This is a genomic window from Vibrio ponticus (assembly GCF_009938225.1).
GTDB lineage: Bacteria > Pseudomonadota > Gammaproteobacteria > Enterobacterales > Vibrionaceae > Vibrio > Vibrio ponticus.
In genome coordinates this window covers 115,275-133,119 of the sequence record NZ_AP019658.1, presented here as the reverse complement: position 1 = coordinate 133,119, position 17,845 = coordinate 115,275, and the positions used below count along the sequence as shown (strand labels likewise).

General features: G+C 45.1%; 16 protein-coding genes. 6 read left to right on the top strand and 10 right to left on the bottom strand.

Annotation, left to right across the window (positions count from 1 at the left end; translation table 11 throughout):
• Positions 1–8: 8 nt before the first annotated feature.
• Positions 9–227, bottom strand: coding sequence for a hypothetical protein (locus GZN30_RS15170; protein WP_075648253.1), 219 nt, complete (start codon positions 225–227; stop codon positions 9–11).
• Between the two features lie 215 nt (positions 228–442).
• On the opposite strand from GZN30_RS15170, the gene GZN30_RS15165 reads away from it, so the two are divergent.
• The 3 genes from GZN30_RS15165 (at position 443) to GZN30_RS15155 (ending at position 4,228) form a co-directional block, all read left to right on the top strand.
• On the top strand, positions 443–1,102 hold the full coding sequence (locus tag GZN30_RS15165; protein ID WP_075648255.1) for an NAD(P)H-dependent oxidoreductase: 660 nt from the start codon (positions 443–445) through the stop codon (positions 1,100–1,102).
• A gap of 219 nt (positions 1,103–1,321) precedes the next feature.
• The gene (locus GZN30_RS15160) at positions 1,322–3,253 is read left to right on the top strand and encodes a putative bifunctional diguanylate cyclase/phosphodiesterase (protein WP_161987081.1); all 1,932 of its coding nucleotides are present in this window, start codon (positions 1,322–1,324) and stop codon (positions 3,251–3,253) included.
• Positions 3,254–3,376: 123 nt separating this feature from the next.
• The gene (locus GZN30_RS15155; RefSeq protein ID WP_075648259.1) at positions 3,377–4,228 is read left to right on the top strand and encodes a tetratricopeptide repeat protein; all 852 of its coding nucleotides are present in this window, start codon (positions 3,377–3,379) and stop codon (positions 4,226–4,228) included.
• Positions 4,229–4,294: 66 nt separating this feature from the next.
• On the opposite strand, the gene GZN30_RS15150 is transcribed toward GZN30_RS15155, so the two are convergent.
• Positions 4,295–6,493 (bottom strand): immunoglobulin-like domain-containing protein, encoded by a 2,199-nt coding sequence (locus tag GZN30_RS15150; RefSeq protein WP_075648261.1) that lies wholly within the window; start codon positions 6,491–6,493, stop codon positions 4,295–4,297.
• Between the two features lie 502 nt (positions 6,494–6,995).
• Between GZN30_RS15150 and GZN30_RS15145 the strand changes: the two genes are divergently transcribed.
• The gene (locus GZN30_RS15145) at positions 6,996–8,687 is read left to right on the top strand and encodes a methyl-accepting chemotaxis protein (RefSeq protein ID WP_075648262.1); all 1,692 of its coding nucleotides are present in this window, start codon (positions 6,996–6,998) and stop codon (positions 8,685–8,687) included.
• Between the two features lie 95 nt (positions 8,688–8,782).
• Here the strand turns inward: GZN30_RS15145 and GZN30_RS15140 are convergent, their stop codons facing one another.
• Entirely contained in the window at positions 8,783–9,550 is a 768-nt protein-coding gene (locus GZN30_RS15140; RefSeq protein ID WP_075648264.1) for an alpha/beta fold hydrolase, read from the bottom strand.
• Positions 9,551–9,854: 304 nt separating this feature from the next.
• Positions 9,855–10,838 carry a 3',5'-cyclic-nucleotide phosphodiesterase gene (locus GZN30_RS15135; RefSeq protein WP_075648266.1) on the bottom strand — a complete coding sequence of 328 codons (984 nt, stop codon included), beginning with the start codon at positions 10,836–10,838 and terminating at the stop codon, positions 9,855–9,857.
• A 337-nt stretch (positions 10,839–11,175) separates the two neighbouring features.
• On the opposite strand from GZN30_RS15135, the gene GZN30_RS15130 reads away from it, so the two are divergent.
• Together GZN30_RS15130 and GZN30_RS15125 are read left to right on the top strand one after the other, a co-directional pair.
• Positions 11,176–11,469, top strand: coding sequence for a glucose PTS transporter subunit EIIB (locus GZN30_RS15130; protein WP_114764849.1), 294 nt, complete (start codon positions 11,176–11,178; stop codon positions 11,467–11,469).
• A gap of 32 nt (positions 11,470–11,501) precedes the next feature.
• Entirely contained in the window at positions 11,502–12,899 is a 1,398-nt protein-coding gene (locus GZN30_RS15125) for a glycoside hydrolase family 1 protein (protein ID WP_075648270.1), read from the top strand.
• A gap of 78 nt (positions 12,900–12,977) precedes the next feature.
• On the opposite strand, the gene GZN30_RS15120 is transcribed toward GZN30_RS15125, so the two are convergent.
• From GZN30_RS15120 to GZN30_RS15095, 6 genes are read right to left on the bottom strand one after another with little or no spacing between them, the layout of a single operon-like run.
• Entirely contained in the window at positions 12,978–14,144 is a 1,167-nt protein-coding gene (locus tag GZN30_RS15120) for a tetratricopeptide repeat protein (protein WP_075648272.1), read from the bottom strand.
• Positions 14,128–14,796 (bottom strand): energy transducer TonB, encoded by a 669-nt coding sequence (locus tag GZN30_RS15115; RefSeq protein WP_075648274.1) that lies wholly within the window; start codon positions 14,794–14,796, stop codon positions 14,128–14,130. The genes GZN30_RS15120 and GZN30_RS15115 overlap by 17 nt, the downstream gene beginning before the upstream one ends.
• A complete protein-coding gene (locus tag GZN30_RS15110) occupies positions 14,771–15,172 on the bottom strand; it encodes an ExbD/TolR family protein (RefSeq protein WP_075648276.1) in 402 nt (133 codons plus the stop codon). The genes GZN30_RS15115 and GZN30_RS15110 overlap by 26 nt, the downstream gene beginning before the upstream one ends.
• A complete protein-coding gene (locus GZN30_RS15105; RefSeq protein WP_075648278.1) occupies positions 15,156–15,674 on the bottom strand; it encodes a MotA/TolQ/ExbB proton channel family protein in 519 nt (172 codons plus the stop codon). Before GZN30_RS15105 ends, GZN30_RS15110 begins: the two co-directional genes overlap by 17 nt.
• Positions 15,675–16,964 carry a MotA/TolQ/ExbB proton channel family protein gene (locus tag GZN30_RS15100; protein ID WP_075648280.1) on the bottom strand — a complete coding sequence of 430 codons (1,290 nt, stop codon included), beginning with the start codon at positions 16,962–16,964 and terminating at the stop codon, positions 15,675–15,677.
• Positions 16,964–17,746, bottom strand: coding sequence for a DUF3450 domain-containing protein (locus GZN30_RS15095; protein ID WP_075648282.1), 783 nt, complete (start codon positions 17,744–17,746; stop codon positions 16,964–16,966). The genes GZN30_RS15100 and GZN30_RS15095 overlap by 1 nt, the downstream gene beginning before the upstream one ends.
• Positions 17,747–17,845: the final 99 nt, after the last annotated feature.

Here is a 17,845-nt window from a genome sequence, read left to right as displayed (position 1 = left end):
AATAGTCTCTAAGGCTCTATCTCTCCTATCGAGTAAAGCACCAGTTCCGGTGGATTAGAGCCTTCGCCTAGTGATTGAACATCTTCACCTTCCGCTTTGAGTTGTTCGATAACTTGTAAGCCAATTTGTTGTTCCACGTTGATAATGATCGGCATCTCGGAGGCAGAGACACCGAAACGCGTAGCAATTAATAACTGTCTGACTTTCTCTTTATCACTCTCAGCCATCGCTCTCTCCTACTATGTTTACTTATCTCTAAACCAGTTTAGAAGCTAGAACTGAGTTTCGCTCTCTGTCATCAGCAGAGCCCTATTAAATCATCATTATCAATATTTTTTTGATAATGTTTCAATTGCGAGATAGTTTTTCTCTCCTGTCGTTCCCCCTAGAATGCACCTCGTAGACACGGCAAGCGCCAATATAGAATTCAAAAGGTACGACTATGACACATCCAATTATTGCTGACTTACAATCACGTTATACTGCAAAACGCTACGATGCTGAAAAGCGTATCTCACAAGCGGATCTCGATGTGATTTACCAAGCAATTCGTCTATCTGCATCATCTATCAACTCACAGCCTTGGAAATTTATTGTGATTGAAAGTGACGCAGCAAAACAACGCTTTCATGACACCTTCGCGAATAAGCACCAATTTAACCAACCGCATGCTAAAGAAGCATCACACGTTATTTTGTTTGCTTATAACCCAAACTACACCAAAGACAACTACAAAAAAGTAGTCGACGCGGAAGTGACTTCAGGTCACCTACCAGCAGACATGTACAACAACATGCTTGATGGTGCTTACACATTTGCTGAAGCAAATACTGACGAAAATGGCTTCAACGGTAACTGGACTCGCGCGCAAACATACCTAGCACTAGGTAACACACTGCACGTTCTCGCGCGTCTAGGTATTGACTCAACCACAATGGAAGGCGTTGACCCAGAGCTTATCGGTGAACTGTTCAAAGAAGAATTGGATGGTTATGTATGTGAAGTTGCCCTAGCGATGGGTTACCACAAAGATGGTGAAGACTATAACCACGGCAAACCAAAAGCTCGTCTAGCAATGGAAGAGATTCTGCAAGTACTTTAACGACTAAATAGTCAACTAGATCTCATTTAGCCTCCTGTTCATTCAGGGGGCTTTTGTCTATTTAAGGCGGATAGATTTAGATGGTACGTTTTGCATAAAAAAGAAATGTTTCTCATTGGTGAGACTATTCAACATTTGCCGATAATTAATGTTGAAGCTTCTCACTCTACTAAATAGCATACGCATCCGGTTAGATATCAACCTGTTAGAGAATGATAGATGGATCGTTTCAAAGATTTAGGGCAAGTACAAACACCTATTTGGGTGTATAGCTTTGAGCAACAAAGCATCTTGTGGGCTAACTCCGCAGCACTGGAACTGTGGGAGGCTAAAGACAATCAAGAACTTTCTCTGCGTGACTTAAAATCAGGCATGTCGCAAGCAGTTCAAGCGACACTCGAAACCTACCGAGCTAAATTTGAGTCCGGCGACACGATCCGTTCGTGGTGGCACATTTCACCAAACCAAAATAACAAATGCTTGTTGTGTGATTTTTCCGGCATTGAAACCGAGGATGGTCAACTTGCCATGTTGGTCCACGCGCTATCCGAAGAAGCGCAATTACGTAGTGACCTAGCCTTTGCTAAAGGCTCTAATCTATCGTTACTTTTTGACCATCACGGTCATTTAATTAGTGCCAATGATGCCTTCACTCAATTCTCTCCTTTCCCTATCAAACATCTATCAACATTAACGGGAAGTGAGCAACGTGCCGAAAAATGGCTGTCTGAGGTGAGACAATCACGAGAGCTGAATAAAGAGATCAATATTAATATTGATCAGCAGCTATTCTGCTTTCAAGTCACAGCCCATTGGCTCAAACAAAAGCAACAACTGCTGCTCGAACTCACCGATACAACCAAACAAAAAGAACAAGTATTAACCGCACAATTTGAAGCCAACCACGACTATCTCACTGGATTGTATAATCGCCGTGGTCTGTTACTTCAAGGGGATTCTTGGGCGAAAACTCATAACTCATTTCATCTTGTCTTTATCGACCTAGATGGCTTTAAGATGATCAATGATACCTATGGTCATGCCGTTGGCGACTCGTTACTTGTGGCAGTTACCAAGCGGTTGCAGCAACATCTATCCGATGCCTTTGCTATCGCACGCTTCGGAGGGGATGAATTTGTTGCCCTACTTCCCATTCAAGAACGCCTACCAGAGCGACTGCTCGAGATCAATCAACAGCTGAGCCAATCATTTAAACTCAATGGCTCTCACAACGTATCTGTCAACGCTAGTATTGGTTGTGCGACGTTTGATGCCAAAGATGATACCGCCGTAGAGACGGCGATCCAGTATGCAACCTATGCGATGCATAAAGCCAAAGAACAAGGTAAAAATCGCTATCAAATCTTCACCCCTCAACTCGCACAAGCAATGGTTCGTCGATCGTTAATTCGTCAGCATCTCTCTACTGCGATTGCCAATGATCAATTCTCTATCCACTACCAACCGATTTTTTGTAGCAATACAGGGTCTTTGCATGGTGCGGAGGCATTATTACGCTGGCATGATCCTAAACTTGGTCATATTTCTCCCGCTGAATTTATCCCGATAGCCGAAGATTCAGGGCAAATCGTTTCTCTAGGCGATTGGGTGGTAGAAAATGCGTTAGCTCAGTTACACCAATGGCAATCAGCGTATAAGCGAGAACTAGTAATTAGTATCAATGTTTCGCGCATTCAACTTCATAGCGGATTTAGCCAGTATCTTGCCGATCTATTAGAGCACTACCAAGTAAACCCTAAACAGGTGGCGATCGAACTCACTGAATCTTGCATGGTGTATAACATGGAAGAAGTAAAACAGTGGTTAAGCGAACTATCGGAACTTGGCGTAAAAATTTACCTTGATGATTTTGGCACGGGTTATTCTTCACTTTCCGTATTGCAACAGTTACCAATTGATATGGTCAAGCTCGACAAGAGCTTTGTTCAATCTGATGATGAAAGCGGCTTGGCAATCATTCAAGCAACGTCGGTTATCTGTGACAAGCTTGACTTACAAGTCGTGGCAGAGGGCATAGAAGATGAAGGACAAAAGCAATTGATGCATCGGTATAATTACGGTTTCTTACAAGGTTTCCTGTTTAGCCGCCCTATCGCGGCTGATGAATTTGCTGCACGTTACCTTCACTAACGCTTTGACCGCAGGTAAATTGTTGATAAAAGATCGGCGAACGCTTTGCGTTACCATACGCCTATCTGCTACTGTGAAAAAGAACGATAAAAATCTACAACTTTTTTACAGTAAGGAAGCCAAATGCGCTCTATCTTTTCACTTTTGTTGATCCTCCTTACAGCTACTAGTTTCTCTAGTTTTGCCGAAGAAAAATACTCAGAATCAGACCTACTTGATCGCCCACTGATGGAGCGATATATCTTGGACGAACTAAAGTCACTCCGTGAGTCACAACAAGACCTTGAACGCAGACTGGTCATTGATATCACTGATCGTGAACTGGCTGTCGCCGACAAGTCTCTCAATTATGCCAATGTTACTGTTACCTACTTCTTTTATATCATCGCAGGCGTAGCCTCTTTGATTGCGTTTGTTGGATGGCAATCTCTACGAGAGTTGAAAGTAAACACGCGCCAAATGGCAGACAAACGCCTTGAAGCGATAGCGCAAGAATATGAGAAAAAATTCGTTGCGTTAGAGCGAGATTTAAAACGCAAAACTCGCATCATCAGCGAAAACAACAAAGAAATTGAGATTATTAACGAGGTACACAACCTCTGGCTACGCGCGCAAAGCGTACAAACTCCCGAGCAAAAAATCGCAGTTTACGATGAGATTTTACATATTCGCCCAGGCGATTTAGAAGCCCTAACCTACAAAGCCGATGCCGCTATGGAAGCGAGCGAGTACAACTGGGCATTAAGCATTTGTAATCGAGTACTTGATCTGGATGAAAGCAATGGCCCGGCACTTTATCAACGCGCCTGTGCCTTCGCGAGATTGGGGGTTGAGGAGCAAGCGATTGATGATTTAGAACGTGCGATTGACAATAGCCCATCGACTCGCGATCTGATTGCCCATGAAAAAGACTTTGAATCACTGCACGGAAACAAACGCTTTGAGGCGCTTCTCGAGCAATACACCGAAGAATAAATTTAGCACTGCTAAGAACAAGAAAAGCACCACTGGCGTGGTGCTTTTTATTAGTATAACGAAACTTTAGTTTTTCTTAATCCAAGCATCTTGCCAGTACAAGCTGTCTGCCGGTGCGTAAGACGCGCTTGAACACCAAGCTGTGTATGGCCAAGGCTTACATTCATACAGACCATTGTCAGCGCCCAGTACGACATCCCCCGCTTGGTAGTCAGTACCTGCTTGGAATGGAGGGTAGTCACCTGGAGGCGGCGTTACTGTTCCCTGCTCTTTAACCATAAATGATGATGTAAACACCACCATTTCACCATCTTCTGCTGTACCAACAACATCTAATGTGTAGCGACCTTCTTTCGCCTCAAAGATATCAATGGTGATCGCTTTGCTATCAACCAGATTGACTTTCGCCTGATTAACGACCATGCCTGTGCTATTAGCAATCATCACCGTCACATCTAGTGGTTTGTTTGCTTTAAGATCTAACGCAAGGCGCACTTCACCATTGTCAGCAACGTATTCCGCAGCTAGACCAGAAACTTTAAGCTCAGCGCCCAATTCAGGATCTGGCGTTTCTCCACCACAAGAGCTATCAGACACTTTCTTCCAAACGCCCCATTCACCCGTTGTGCCTGGTTCTTCACCACGAGTCCACCAGCCAGCTTCCCAAGTTGCACCTTCGTGTGATACTTGGTCACCTTGCACGTATGTTGCAGCCGCGTCCCATGCATTAGCACAACTGCTGCCATCAGTAACAGTCACATTGCGCTCAACACGCACGGTTTGATTCGCGCTATCAGTCACTGAGTATTGCAGTGTGTAGTTACCAGTAATCGCAGTATCAACCTCACCCACAACACGAACTTCAGCGGTCAGATCGCCATCTTCTGCGTCGGTCGCTTTAACACCTGCAAGACGGTCAAATTCAGCGCCAACAAGTACCGTAGTATCTGCTACCCCGGCGAATACTGGCTTTTGGCTGTAGACATCGACACTGCGCGCTTTGACGGTTTCGTTACCATCACTGTCTTGCACACGGTATGTCAGTACATAAGTACCGATTCGATTGGTATCAACAACACCTTCAACAACGATTGAACCAGTCAGATCACCATCTTCTTTATCTGAAGCAGAAATGCCGGCGAGCTCATTAAAGCTTGCACCATGTAACACGCGAACGTCAGTCAAACCTTTAAATACTGGCTCGCCTTCTGATGGTGGCGGTGGCGTTTGACCATGAATAAATGAACCATAGTCTTTAATAAACTGTTCATTGTAAGCTTGACCCGCCGCGTTCGTGCCCATATCCCAGTTAACTGACCAAGTCATTACACCGCGTAACGGTTGACCTTGAGCGTTTAGACGCTCAAAAGCACTGTATAGGTGTTGTGGGTTCTTAACGAAACCTGTCGCCGCTGCGTCAATGTTGGTCGGGATACCAAATACCAATTTATCATGCGGAATTTGGTGGAAACCACGCGTACCATTCGCTAATGAATCAGAGATGTAGTAGATAAACTTCTCTTTCATTGCATCGCTGTTCTGCGTGATCCATGCGTTCTCTTCATCAACCCAAAGACCGTCGCCGCCTTGGTTATAGAACTGTGGGTTAATCCAATCGTAGTAACCTTCTAGGTTCTCAATATATGGAACGTACTTGTCGCCTTTTTTAAGGTACGGAAACTCTGGTGCCATTGTGATCAGGAAGTTTTTACCTTGCTCACGATAGTGGTCTTTTACAATGCGAAGAGCCGCTGGAATCACAGTTTGGTTATCCGCTGCTGTTACCGCCGCTTGCTCTAGGTCGATATCTAGACCATCGAAGCCGTAACGCTCAGTCACACGAATGATCTCTTCAGCAAATGCCTGCTCGTCACCCGTTTTTAATTCGATATGCGCGTCAGCACCGCCAAGAGCAATCAGTACTGAACGACCTTGCTTGTTCAACTCACCAATTTGGTTAACAAACTCTTGCTCTGACAAACCGATTGCTGGATCTAAACGAAACGTTGGAATACGCCCTTCCGCAACATCAAACACTTTCATGAATGAAACGTTGATGATGTTGTACATTGGGTTTACTTCTTCCAAAGTCACACAAGGTGCATTACCACGCTGGTAACCTGCGCCATCACACCAGTTGTGCCAGTAACCAACCACCACGCCCGCATCCGGGTTAACCATATTAGAACTATTGGCGTGTGCGACGCCAGATAGTGCTGCGATACCCATCGATATTGCTAATTGAAGTGCATTACGTTTTAACATTTTCTACTTCCACAAAAATCGCTGTGGTCATCACAGCTTTGTAACTTATTGTAGAGAGCAAAATTAGTCGTTAGTTATTGGTTTTTCGGTCAAAACAAGACTTTTTCTCCGCAATGTGATTCTCTGTCACGAAATCAATGCCAAATTCATTTTTTAGTTGACAGCATTCGAGCAACACAACATTAACCATATGATTTTAGTGCAATTTTTTAATCAAACACCCTCCAAGCAAGTAGGAATATTCTTTCAAAATCGTGCAGAAGCGTAGAAAATTAACCCAACAATTAAATAAAACGCCATTCCATAAAATATCATGTTTATGCGGTTATTTAATTAATTGGTCAAATTACCAGCCAATTTTCTCAAAACCGAGAATTGATTAACACTTTAAAAACAAACAAATACAATTCGATTTAATCAATGATTTACATCAAACTTACATCAGGAGTTTTTGTCGCCTCTCATTTATATTGGAGAAAGATAATTAATAAATGAGGTGTATATGAACAACAATAATCCACCCGCTCAATCTTCTGGCTTGCTCTCTAAACTGGAAAGCGTAAGCATTCGCTTGAAGATCTGCGTACTTCTGATGGCGATTGGCTTTGCAGTACTCGGATATAAAGGTATATCTGGAATGCAAACCAGTGCGGCTTATATTGAAGATCTATATAAACAAGGCATGCAACACACTGAACGCACCGGACGCATACTTGATGAGTTAGGCAGTGCTCGAAGTGCTCTATTGCTTGCGTTCCAGCATGACCCAAGCTCAAAGTTTGCCAAAATGCATGATCACCCAACCCAATTTCATATCGAGCAAATTCAAGATTCCCTGAGCAACTTACACCGCATTGTCGACGATGAACTATTAACCTCACCACTCACTCAACAAGAACAAAATGTGGTTCAACAACTCGCCCAAACCTTGGATGCGATCACCGATCAAGGCTTTACCCCTGCGATCGCTGAACTAGAAAAACAAAATTTCGACCGTGCGAATCTAATCCTACTGACCAAAATTAACCCGTTATTCAGTAAGACCTATCAGTTCACCGAAGAGTTTCTCAATATCCAACGCCAAGAAGGGCTGCAGAACTTCGAGTTAGCTGAGCAAAACACCCAAGATTTCATTATCGTCTTTAGTGCCATCGCCGCTTTCGCGTTACTCGTCATTACGAGTGTGGCGGTCATCATTGTTCGTCGTGTTAACCATGCTGTTGAATTGCTTGAAACCAGCTCAAGTCAAATTGCACAAGGGGATCTTACTCAGCGAATTAACCTAAAGGGTAACGATGAATTTGCCCATATCGCAGAATCGGTCAATCAAATAGTGGCTGACTTTCAACATGTGGTAAAAACCAACCGCGATTCCATCAGTCAACTTGCCCGTGCCTCCGAAGAAAATTCCGTCGTTGCGAGTCAGGCGAAGCAAAACATCATCAGTCAGCAAGAGCAAACCACTCAAGTTGCAGCGGCAATCAACCAGTTTACCGCCACTGTCCATGAGGTTGCCCAAAGTGCAAACTCTGCGGCTGAAGCATCCGAGCAAGCAGATCTAGCAGCGGCAAGCGGCAAAGTGGTGGTCGAAGAGAGCATTCAGATGATTGAAAACCTCTCAACCGATCTGCACGAGTCAGTTAATGCTATGCATGTACTCGCCCAGCACTCTGAAGAAATTGGGAAGGTTGTTGATGTCATTCAAGATATCTCCGAACAGACTAACCTTTTGGCATTAAATGCTGCAATCGAGGCTGCCCGTGCCGGTGAGCAAGGACGAGGCTTCGCTGTGGTTGCTGATGAGGTGCGAACTCTCGCCAGCCGAACCCAAGAATCGACCAAAGAGATCATGGAGACTATCCAACGCTTGCAACAAGGCAGTCGAGATTCCACACAAAGACTAGAAAAAGGCGCAGATAACGCTTCAGTAACCGTCGAGAAAGCACAAGAAGCGGGTCACTCGCTGGAGCAAATTAAAGCGAGCGTCGATCAAATTACCGCAATGAATACCCAAATTGCGACTGCGGCAGAGGAACAAAGCTTAGTCACTGAGGATATCAATACCAATATTTCATCTATTAGCGAGCTGGCAAATCAAACTGCCGATGGTGCTGAGCAAAGTACCGAAGCGACTCTAGAACTAGCAAAACTTGCCGAGACTCTGCGAGAAGAGATCGATCGCTATCGGGTCTAAAATCCGCCATCGGATTTACAGAAAACCGATGACCCCAAATAACAAAACCTCGCTTTAGCGAGGTTTTGTTTTACAAGTAATATATCGTGATTGGCTTAATGGTTAATCTGCAAGAAGCGTCTTAGTACCTCACCTACCACCTCTGGATACTCTTTGTGTGCTTCATGTTCAGTGAAAGGCACATTAAAAAATTCTGATTCTTCAATGCGATCACACAACTCTTCCGCTTCTGGTAATGAAAACAGGAAGTCTTTGTCACCGCGCATGATCAACGTTGAGCACTCTATCTGCTCGACCATTTCATCTGGGTAACCGCTATCAAAAGTATCCAACCAGAGCTTTTTCACTTGAGCGACAAGCTTAATGAACTCTGGCTGCGGGTTGATTTCTTCATAGCGCGCCACTTCCTCAGCAAATTCTTGCTGCCAAAAGTCCGCATTGAATCCTTGATACATTTCAATTGATGGGTCGTCCGGCTCAAGGCGCCATTGAGCACCTAACGTCGCTAAGCTCAATACTCGACGCTTAGCGCAAGCCGCGAGTCGATAGCCGACTGTGCCGCCATCACTGAAGCCAAACAGGTGGAATTTATCCACTCGTAGTGTATCTAACACCGCTTCAACGTCTTGTTGATAACGAGTGTAAGTCAGTGGTTGTTCGCCCAATGTCGAGCGTCCATGACCTCGCAAATCAATCCGAATCACTTTAAAGAGTTCCGGTATAAACTTCATTAGCCCATCAAGATCTTCACTACTGCCTAAACCACCATGTAACATTACTAGTGGTTGGCCATCAGGATTGCCTGAAACTTGGTAGTAGATCTCAGCGCCATCAACTTCTAAATGCTGACCAAAACCAGACATAATCCTTTCCCTTGTTCGTGTAAATCAAGGGCATTCTAACCAGCGCAAATTTTTAACAACGTCCACACCTTCACAAAAAAGCGCCGCGATCAGTACCGAGATCTCACTATTTAGTTAAAGTTTTATCAATACATCAAATCGATGTGCCAAACCAATTCATACAAAAAAGTACTAAATACTCACATACTTGTCCGTGGTACCTAATCCCAACCGTTAATTGAACATATTCACGAAGTAACGAGCGTGACAATAAAAAGCCCCGCAAAATCGCGAGGCTAATGAAGATCAAACGAAGTCGATAAGGTTAAAAACTTAACGCATCACCTTGGGCTGGGAAGTGGAAGTTCACACCAAGCTCATTGCCCTGTTCCAATTCACGTTGAATGACCACTTGTGGGTCCTCGCCTTTCTTCAAGCTGTATTTGATATGGCTAATCACCACATCTAGATCTTCTAGGCTACCTTTGCCTGCAAGTGTCTCAAGTGCCGTCAGTTCTTTTAACAACCAATTTGGTGTTAGATGACCAAACAGCATTTTATCTGGCGTTTTATTGGTAAAGGAGACTTCAATCACAATACCTTTTAGCTGCCCCTCTTTCACAAACGGCGCTAGCGTTTGCCACACTTTGCTCAACGCATCGCTTTTCTCGACCGCGTCAGGTCCCGTATCACCAAAGTAAACAAATAGGTCGCCGTCGCTATCTTTCAGCGCAAATGCCGTAGATTGACCACCAGAGTGCGCCAATGGCATCGCTATCACTTGCATGCTGGTGCCTTTTACTGGCTGCCATTGGTATTGCGGCAAATCTGTGTAGGTGTATTTACTTAGCTTGAAACCATTACCTTCGTTACCGAAGTTTGGCCATGCTGACCAGTTAAAGTAGTTATTCATCAACGCTTCATTGGTGGCAGACAAACCATAGATTGGTTTATTGCTGTCATCTGGAGAACTGATAATCATGCCCGCGACGTGGTCAAGGTGAGCGTGGCTGATCAAGTAGCCTTTCACTTTCTCTTTTAACAGGTAGCCAACTTTGGTTAAGTTAGACTCTTGCGGCACTTTCACATCATCAAACGCGCCTTTTTGCTCAGACACAATCAAACCGTTAACCACTGAACCAGCATCAAGCAGTACATAGTTGTCATCTTGCTCACTTTTGAGCATAAATGCGGTCAAGTTGCCGTCTTGTATGCCACCTTTACTACCTAAAGTCACCGCTTCAAAACTGGCGGCATTAACGCCAAAAGACAAACAACCAATCAATAGCGCTAGTTTCGTTTTTAACATATCTATCCTTATTACGGCTTAGTGCCACTTAGTCATGCTCAAGTTATCTTGAGACGTTTCAAGCAAACGATATCGTCATTGTATTACAGATAGTTAGTTGCAAACTGCCGACTTCGACTCAAACATTTTATCGACATCATTAACCGATCCAATCCATTCTCAGTTGCATATTTCGTCGTCGAGCCTCGTCTTTACTGAGCTCAGACGATGCTGATAAGTTAACCAACCAGTCGCGAAATTCTCATCCTAGTTCACTTTCTGACACATTCCCTCTACCTCTAAGCTAGAGAATCCGCATAATCAACTTTCAGCTGTATAGATAATGAGAGATAGAAACGTGCTTACTTTTCTGCGCCGTTTTTTTGCTTTACTCACGCGTGTTAACCCTGACCTTGATCAAGAGGTTGATACCATCATTAGCGCATTGGGGGGACTCCATAACATTTTGGATTGTGGAGCATGTGCTACTCGATTGAGACTCGAACTTAAAGAGCTTTCATTGTTAGATGAAAAAGCGCTTAAGCAAGCGGGAGCCATTGGTGTGGTTCGTATCGACCAACACCATGTTCAAATTATCTACGGCTTGAAAGCAAACAGCTATGCTCAATGTATCGAACTAAGACGTAGCTAATTTATTCGCTTGCGAACAATCGGGAATTCCCAATGACAAATACAACATTTCCAAATGATTTTTTATGGGGCGGCGCTATTGCTGCTAACCAAGTAGAAGGGTCTCACACACTGGATGGCAAAGGTCTATCGACTTCTGACATGCTGCCTAACGGCATCTTAAGCCCGCATCAAACTCGTGAAGAACGCACACCGGGCATCAAAGATCTCGCCATCGATTTCTACAATCGCTACCCAGAAGACATCGCGCTATTTAAAGAGATGGGCTTTACCTGTCTGCGCCTTTCAATCGCGTGGACACGTATCTATCCGAATGGTGACGAGCTAGAGCCAAACCAGGCAGGTCTAGAGTACTACGACAAGATTTTTGCGGAATTAGCAGCACACAACATCACACCATTCGTGACGCTGTCACACTACGAGATGCCTTATGCGTTAGTCGAGAACTACAATGGCTGGGGCAACCGTAAACTGATTGAGTTCTTCACTCGTTATGCGCGTACCGTGTTTGAACGTTACAAAGACAGCGTAAAACTGTGGCTGACGTTTAACGAAATCAACATGTCACTGCACGCGCCTTTCACTGGTGTTGGTTTACAAGAAGAAGCGTCAGAACAAGAGATCTTCCAAGCGATTCACCACCAACTCGTAGCAAGTGCGCAAACAGTTCAGCTCTGCCATGAAATCATTCCTGACGCCAAAATCGGCAACATGTTACTAGGTGCTATCGCTTACCCACACACCTGTAACCCAGATGATGTCATCGCCACCATGCACGAAAATAACCAATGGTTATTCTTTGGTGATGTACAAACCCGTGGTCGCTACCCAGGTTACATGCTGCGCTACTTCCGTGATAACGGCATCACAATTGAGATGGAAGATGGCGATCTAGAAGCATTAGCCGCAGCGAGTGTCGATTTCATCTCTTTCAGCTACTACGCATCAGGCTGTGCTAGCGCAAAAGAGCAAGAAAAAGAAGTCGGTAACATCGTGGCTGGCGTACCAAACCCATACCTTGAGAAGAGCCAATGGGGCTGGTTGATTGACCCGAAAGGTCTGCGCATTCTGCTTAACTTCCTTTACGATCGTTACCAAAAGCCACTCTTTATTGTTGAAAACGGTTTAGGCGCGCGCGACGAAATTACGGCTGAGGGCGAAATCATCGATGATTACCGCATCTCTTACTTAAACGATCACCTTGTTCAAGCACGCGAAGCGATTGAAGATGGCGTTGAGCTGATGGGTTACACCACCTGGGGACCTATCGACCTGGTGGCAAACTCAACCGCTGAAATGAGCAAACGCTACGGCTTTATCTACGTTGACCGCGACAATGAAGGCAATGGCGATCTCACTCGTCTGCGTAAGAAAAGCTTCTACTGGTACCAAGAAGTGATCAAGACGCAAGGTGCATCACTGAAAGGCTGATACACGCTTCGATAAGGTCTTCAAATAGGGTTAGCTGCGGCTAACCCTTTTCTATCTCATTCCACGTTTGCTAAGAACTTATTCACTGGTTAGATAATCAATCTGACTCAACCACTGAGTCGCCAGCTCAGCATAGTGCGTGCCTGCCAAGCGTTCAAACGCGACTCGAGCTTGTTGCCAGCGTTGCAATTCGAACTCACTAATCGCCGCTAACAATAACCAATAGTGATTACGCTTTTTAGCCACATCAAGCGAAGAGAATAACGTCACAACCTGCTGCCACTGCCCCTGTTGGTAGGCGAGCAAACCACGGGTAATGTCGGCATCTTTGTGTGTCGATTTCGCCAACCATTTCGCCGCGTTATCTTTATCCCGCGCCAGTAGATAGCTTTGCGTCAGTAACGAATTATAGATAGCATGGCTCGCTAGATTAGGATGTGCTTCCAACACATTTGCCGCTCGATCAGGAGCATTAAAACGCAACAACATTTGTGCATATAAAATAATGCTACGCTGCGGTAAGTTACCCGCTTTGTAAGCACTGCCTAATGTGTGCAGCGCTTGCTTTTGCTGATCAAGCTTAAGAAATGAGTAAGCGTATTTTTCCCAATATTCTGGTTTATGGGCGTGTGCAGAAACTAGGGACTTCAATACGCGATTCACATTGCGCCAATCTTTTTGCTGCTGATATAAACCCAAAGCGAACAGCTCTCTTTGTTCTGTTTTTTGATACTTAATCGCACGCTCTATCGCAACAATAGCAGGTTGATAAGCTTGCAAATAAAACTGCCCATAAGCCTGCAAAGAGTACATTTCCGCCCAATCTTTTGCCGATGGCGAGACTTGCTGCGACTGACTTAAGTTCAACCACTGTTGCACATGGTTGATTACCGTGTTGTAGCTCTGTGTTTGATAATGCAGCTGAGCAGATAACTTGAGTAACTCAGGTTTACGCGCTTCATCTTGATTTAACGCCAGCAAAATCTCTACGGCGTTTGCCGCGCAACTATAACGATTCAGCGCAATACACGCTTGCAAATGCAAATAAGCTGCCATCTGCTTCGACTGATCGTCTGCTGAGGCAACTTGCTTAGTAAACAACTCAATCGCCGCAAGGGTTGCAACCGGATCTTTTTGTAGCTGCATCTGTAAACGTTGATAGGTTTGATAGTGTCTTGCCTCGCCACTTGCCCATGAAAGAGACGAGAACAGGCACAATAGGATGAAACTATTTTTCCAATTCATAGCGGATAGTGATCCTTTGCCATTGGCTTTCTTCGGGAGCGGCAAAACGCCAACGAATGACCGCACGTTTCGCTGAGCGGGCAAACACGCCTGCTGGAGTTTCTTCAACCACTTTAATCTCTTGTGCTCGACCACTTACATCAACCAGTAAGTCGAGGGTGACATACCCTTCAATGCCATTTTGTTTCGCTTTCGCCGGATACTGTGGTGGAATTTGAAAGACTGGCTTTGCCTGTGCCATCGCACTCGTCATCACGCTACCGAGCCCATTGCCTTGCGGACTAAACGTCAAGCTCACCATTTGTAAATTGGGCTTACTGGTTTCAAGTGGCACCTTAATGTTGGGAATCGTTACCGATGAATCAAACTCCAAACTGGTGACATTCAATGCCATTGGTGGCGGTGGCATCGAAGCGCTTTGTGGGGCTTGGCTAACCTCAAATAACGGTTCCAGCTCCGGCTCAACGCTCTCGGTCTGACGCGCTTGAAACACGGTAGACAAACTCACCGACTTAGTGCGACTCATATTTTGATTCCCCATCGTCAGCCAATACATCAACCCGACCAGCGCGATATTAATCAATAGTGCAAATAGCAGTGGTTGATGGTACCAACAGCGCTTTAGACTAGGACTCTGTAGCAACAGCAACATTATTTACCCCTGCAATACGTACCTTATCAATCACTTGAATTAAGCGCCCACTATCGACCGATTTATCAACGTCAATTACAACCGAGACATTGCTCGCTTGGGCAGCTTTCTGCTGCACTCGACTGGTGAGCATTGCCACTTCCACCGCTTGATTATCAAGCCAAATTTGTCCTTGTTCGTCGACAGCGACAGTCAACGACACACTGGAGATAGAATCGGTGACTTGGCTATTGGGACGCTCGACTCGAATTTGATTCTGCTGCTGAAATGAGGCAGATAAAATAAAGAAAATCAGCAAGATAAACACCACATCAATCAATGGCGTCATATCCACATTTGCCTGCTCGGCAGAATCTTCACTATGACGGAAACGCATGTGTGACCTCTAGATGTTTAACCTCAAGTTGACTGCGAAACTCGGCTAAGTAACGGCGCTTACGCTGATTAAGGTTATGCACAAAATACAAGCCCGACAGTGATGTCACTAAGCCCGATAATGTGGTTAATAAAGCTTGGGAAATCCCACCAGAAAGTTGGCGTTGAATATCCAGTTGATCAAGCTGCTGGAAGCTATCGATCATACCGTCGACCGTCCCTAGCAACCCCAATAGCGGAAGTACTTTCACCAAAACCGATACCCAAGCCAGACCTTGATTAAGCTGCTGTTCCGCTTGGCTTAACCAAGTACGGCACACATGCTGATAGTCATTAGTAGCCAGTTCACTTTGTATTTCTCGCTGCATAACTAAAGAAGATTCAAAGCTCATTCGGCAGCGCGATTGATTGTGGTAGGCGCGAGCAATCAACCACCACATCAAGGTGGAAAGCGCGATGATCCCCCAAACTAAAGGGCCCGCTGTCTGAATAAAATTGAGCATTTAAGACCTCTTGGCATTCGCCTGCTGGCGTAACACAACCAAGCCAACACTCTGTTGCTCCAGTAACTCGATTAATTGAGTGCTTTGTGCCTTTAGTCCGCAATGCAACAACAACAACGGTACTGCGACAATCAAGCCCATTTCAGTGGTTAGCAATGCTTGAGAGATACCGCCTGATAACAGCTGACTGTCCGCACTGCCATGCTCAGTAATAATCCGAAATGTCTCGATCATGCCGCCAACTGTACCAAGAAGACCTAAAAGTGGAGGAATACTTGCAAATACAGCCAAACTACCGACACCTGTCTTAAAGCTTGGTACTTCTTTCAATACCGCTTCGTCGATCACCGCTTCAAGCTGTGCGTTTTGGCATTTTTCACTGGCTAACATCACCCGTCCGAGGGCATTGTCATCACTGACCTTCTCAGCACTCATCTGTACATACATCTGACGTTTGGCTTTGCGCAAAGCGAGGCTACGCACCAACGCAATACCTGCACCTAACACACCAATCAGCACGATCAGCACACCCACCACACCAGCCGGTGCCATGCGCTCTAACCAACTCGGGGCATGGGCTTGTTTATCAAGTAGTGCACCAAAGCTAGGGTCAATCGTTGCCTGCTGCTCAGTGACTAAAATCGAAGGTTGCGGGTCCATCACCATCCACGCTTGTTCACCTGGCAAATAATGCAACCACAATGGCTGTTCTAGCTCGGCATAAGCATTGAAAGGACCAAATTGAGTCACCTTTGCATCGCGAGGCTTACCGTTGGCTAACACAATAGACTGCTCACTGCTGATCGCTTTACCGGAAAGAATCGTCTGTTCTAGCAGTGCCATCCAAAGACGTTTGATCTGGGCAATATCGACCGCGTCTTCATCCGCAGAGACGAAGTCAGACTGATCAAACTGCCAAAGACCATGCGGCGTCACTCGCTGCAACATCATATCGCCATGCTCGACCACATGAGTAAACACGCTGTTCATTGACTCACGTTGCGCTTGATATTGCTCTCTTCTCTGCTTCAAGCTCGCTTGCAGCTGCAAAATGCGATCTTCTAATTCGATGTTAACCGCATTGCTCTCAGCCAGATTTTTTCGCGCGGCAGTGAGCGCGGCTTTTGCTTGGTTAAATTCACCAACAACTTGATTCACTCTCTGCTCTGCTTGGCGTTTTTCCACCAATGAGCCTTGTTTTACTTGTTGTAATACCTTGTCCAACTCTGATGCCGAGACACTAGTTTGCCAGCTCAGTGCTAGCGCTAACATTAGCCATACTGATTTCATTACTTGTTCTCGATATTGATAGCTGGGAGAGTAAGAAGTGAAGGTAATTGCTGTCCGCTAGCCACCTCTGCCGCTTGTTTTAACGCTTCAATCCAATCTACAGAAAGAGGTTGCCAACCTTGCTGCCACACTGCGGCTTGCTTTTCATCAGGAGTAAAGTAGTAGAACCCCAAGCGACCAACGCGTACAAAGTTAACCAATGCACCATCCACTCTTCCCTGCCAACTTTCCGTGGTATAGCCGTAACTCAGTTCAACTTGGTAAGCATCCAGTACGGAAAGAACTTTCTCTCCCTCACTCAAACTGGCATCAACTAACAAGCGCTTCAAATTCGCTACTCTCGCTTGTCGCTCTGGTAATAAAAACGGTGCATCGGCTTGTACTAACAGCGCTAATGACTCAACCATTTCCTCCAACAGGGGTCCTAGCATCATTCGCGTCGCTCTTAATTGGGTTTGTTTCGCTTCAATTTCAGCGAGCGCAGCTTCAAGTTGGTCTATTTGTTTATTTAGCAATTGGTTGTACTTATCGGCTAACTGCTGTTCTCTGAGCACTTGTCGATACTGCTCTACGATAGCTAACGTTTGATCATCAAGCGCTTCTACTTTTTTTTGTGCTTGCTGGCTCGCTTTTAAACCCACTCGATCTTGATGAAACACTTCATCTATTTTTTCCGCTTTAGAACTCGCCGAAATAAATAAAAAACTCGCAGCAAAACCTAGCAGAACGCTATTCCAAGTTTGCTTTTGACTGATAGAAAACAACCTAACTTTCTCCGACATCGCGCTATTCACTCGCGACCATACCCTGCTTAAAAAACAAACAGAACTATCGATACGAGAGCTGAATCCGCCCTAAAAAATTGATGTGAAGATTATCAC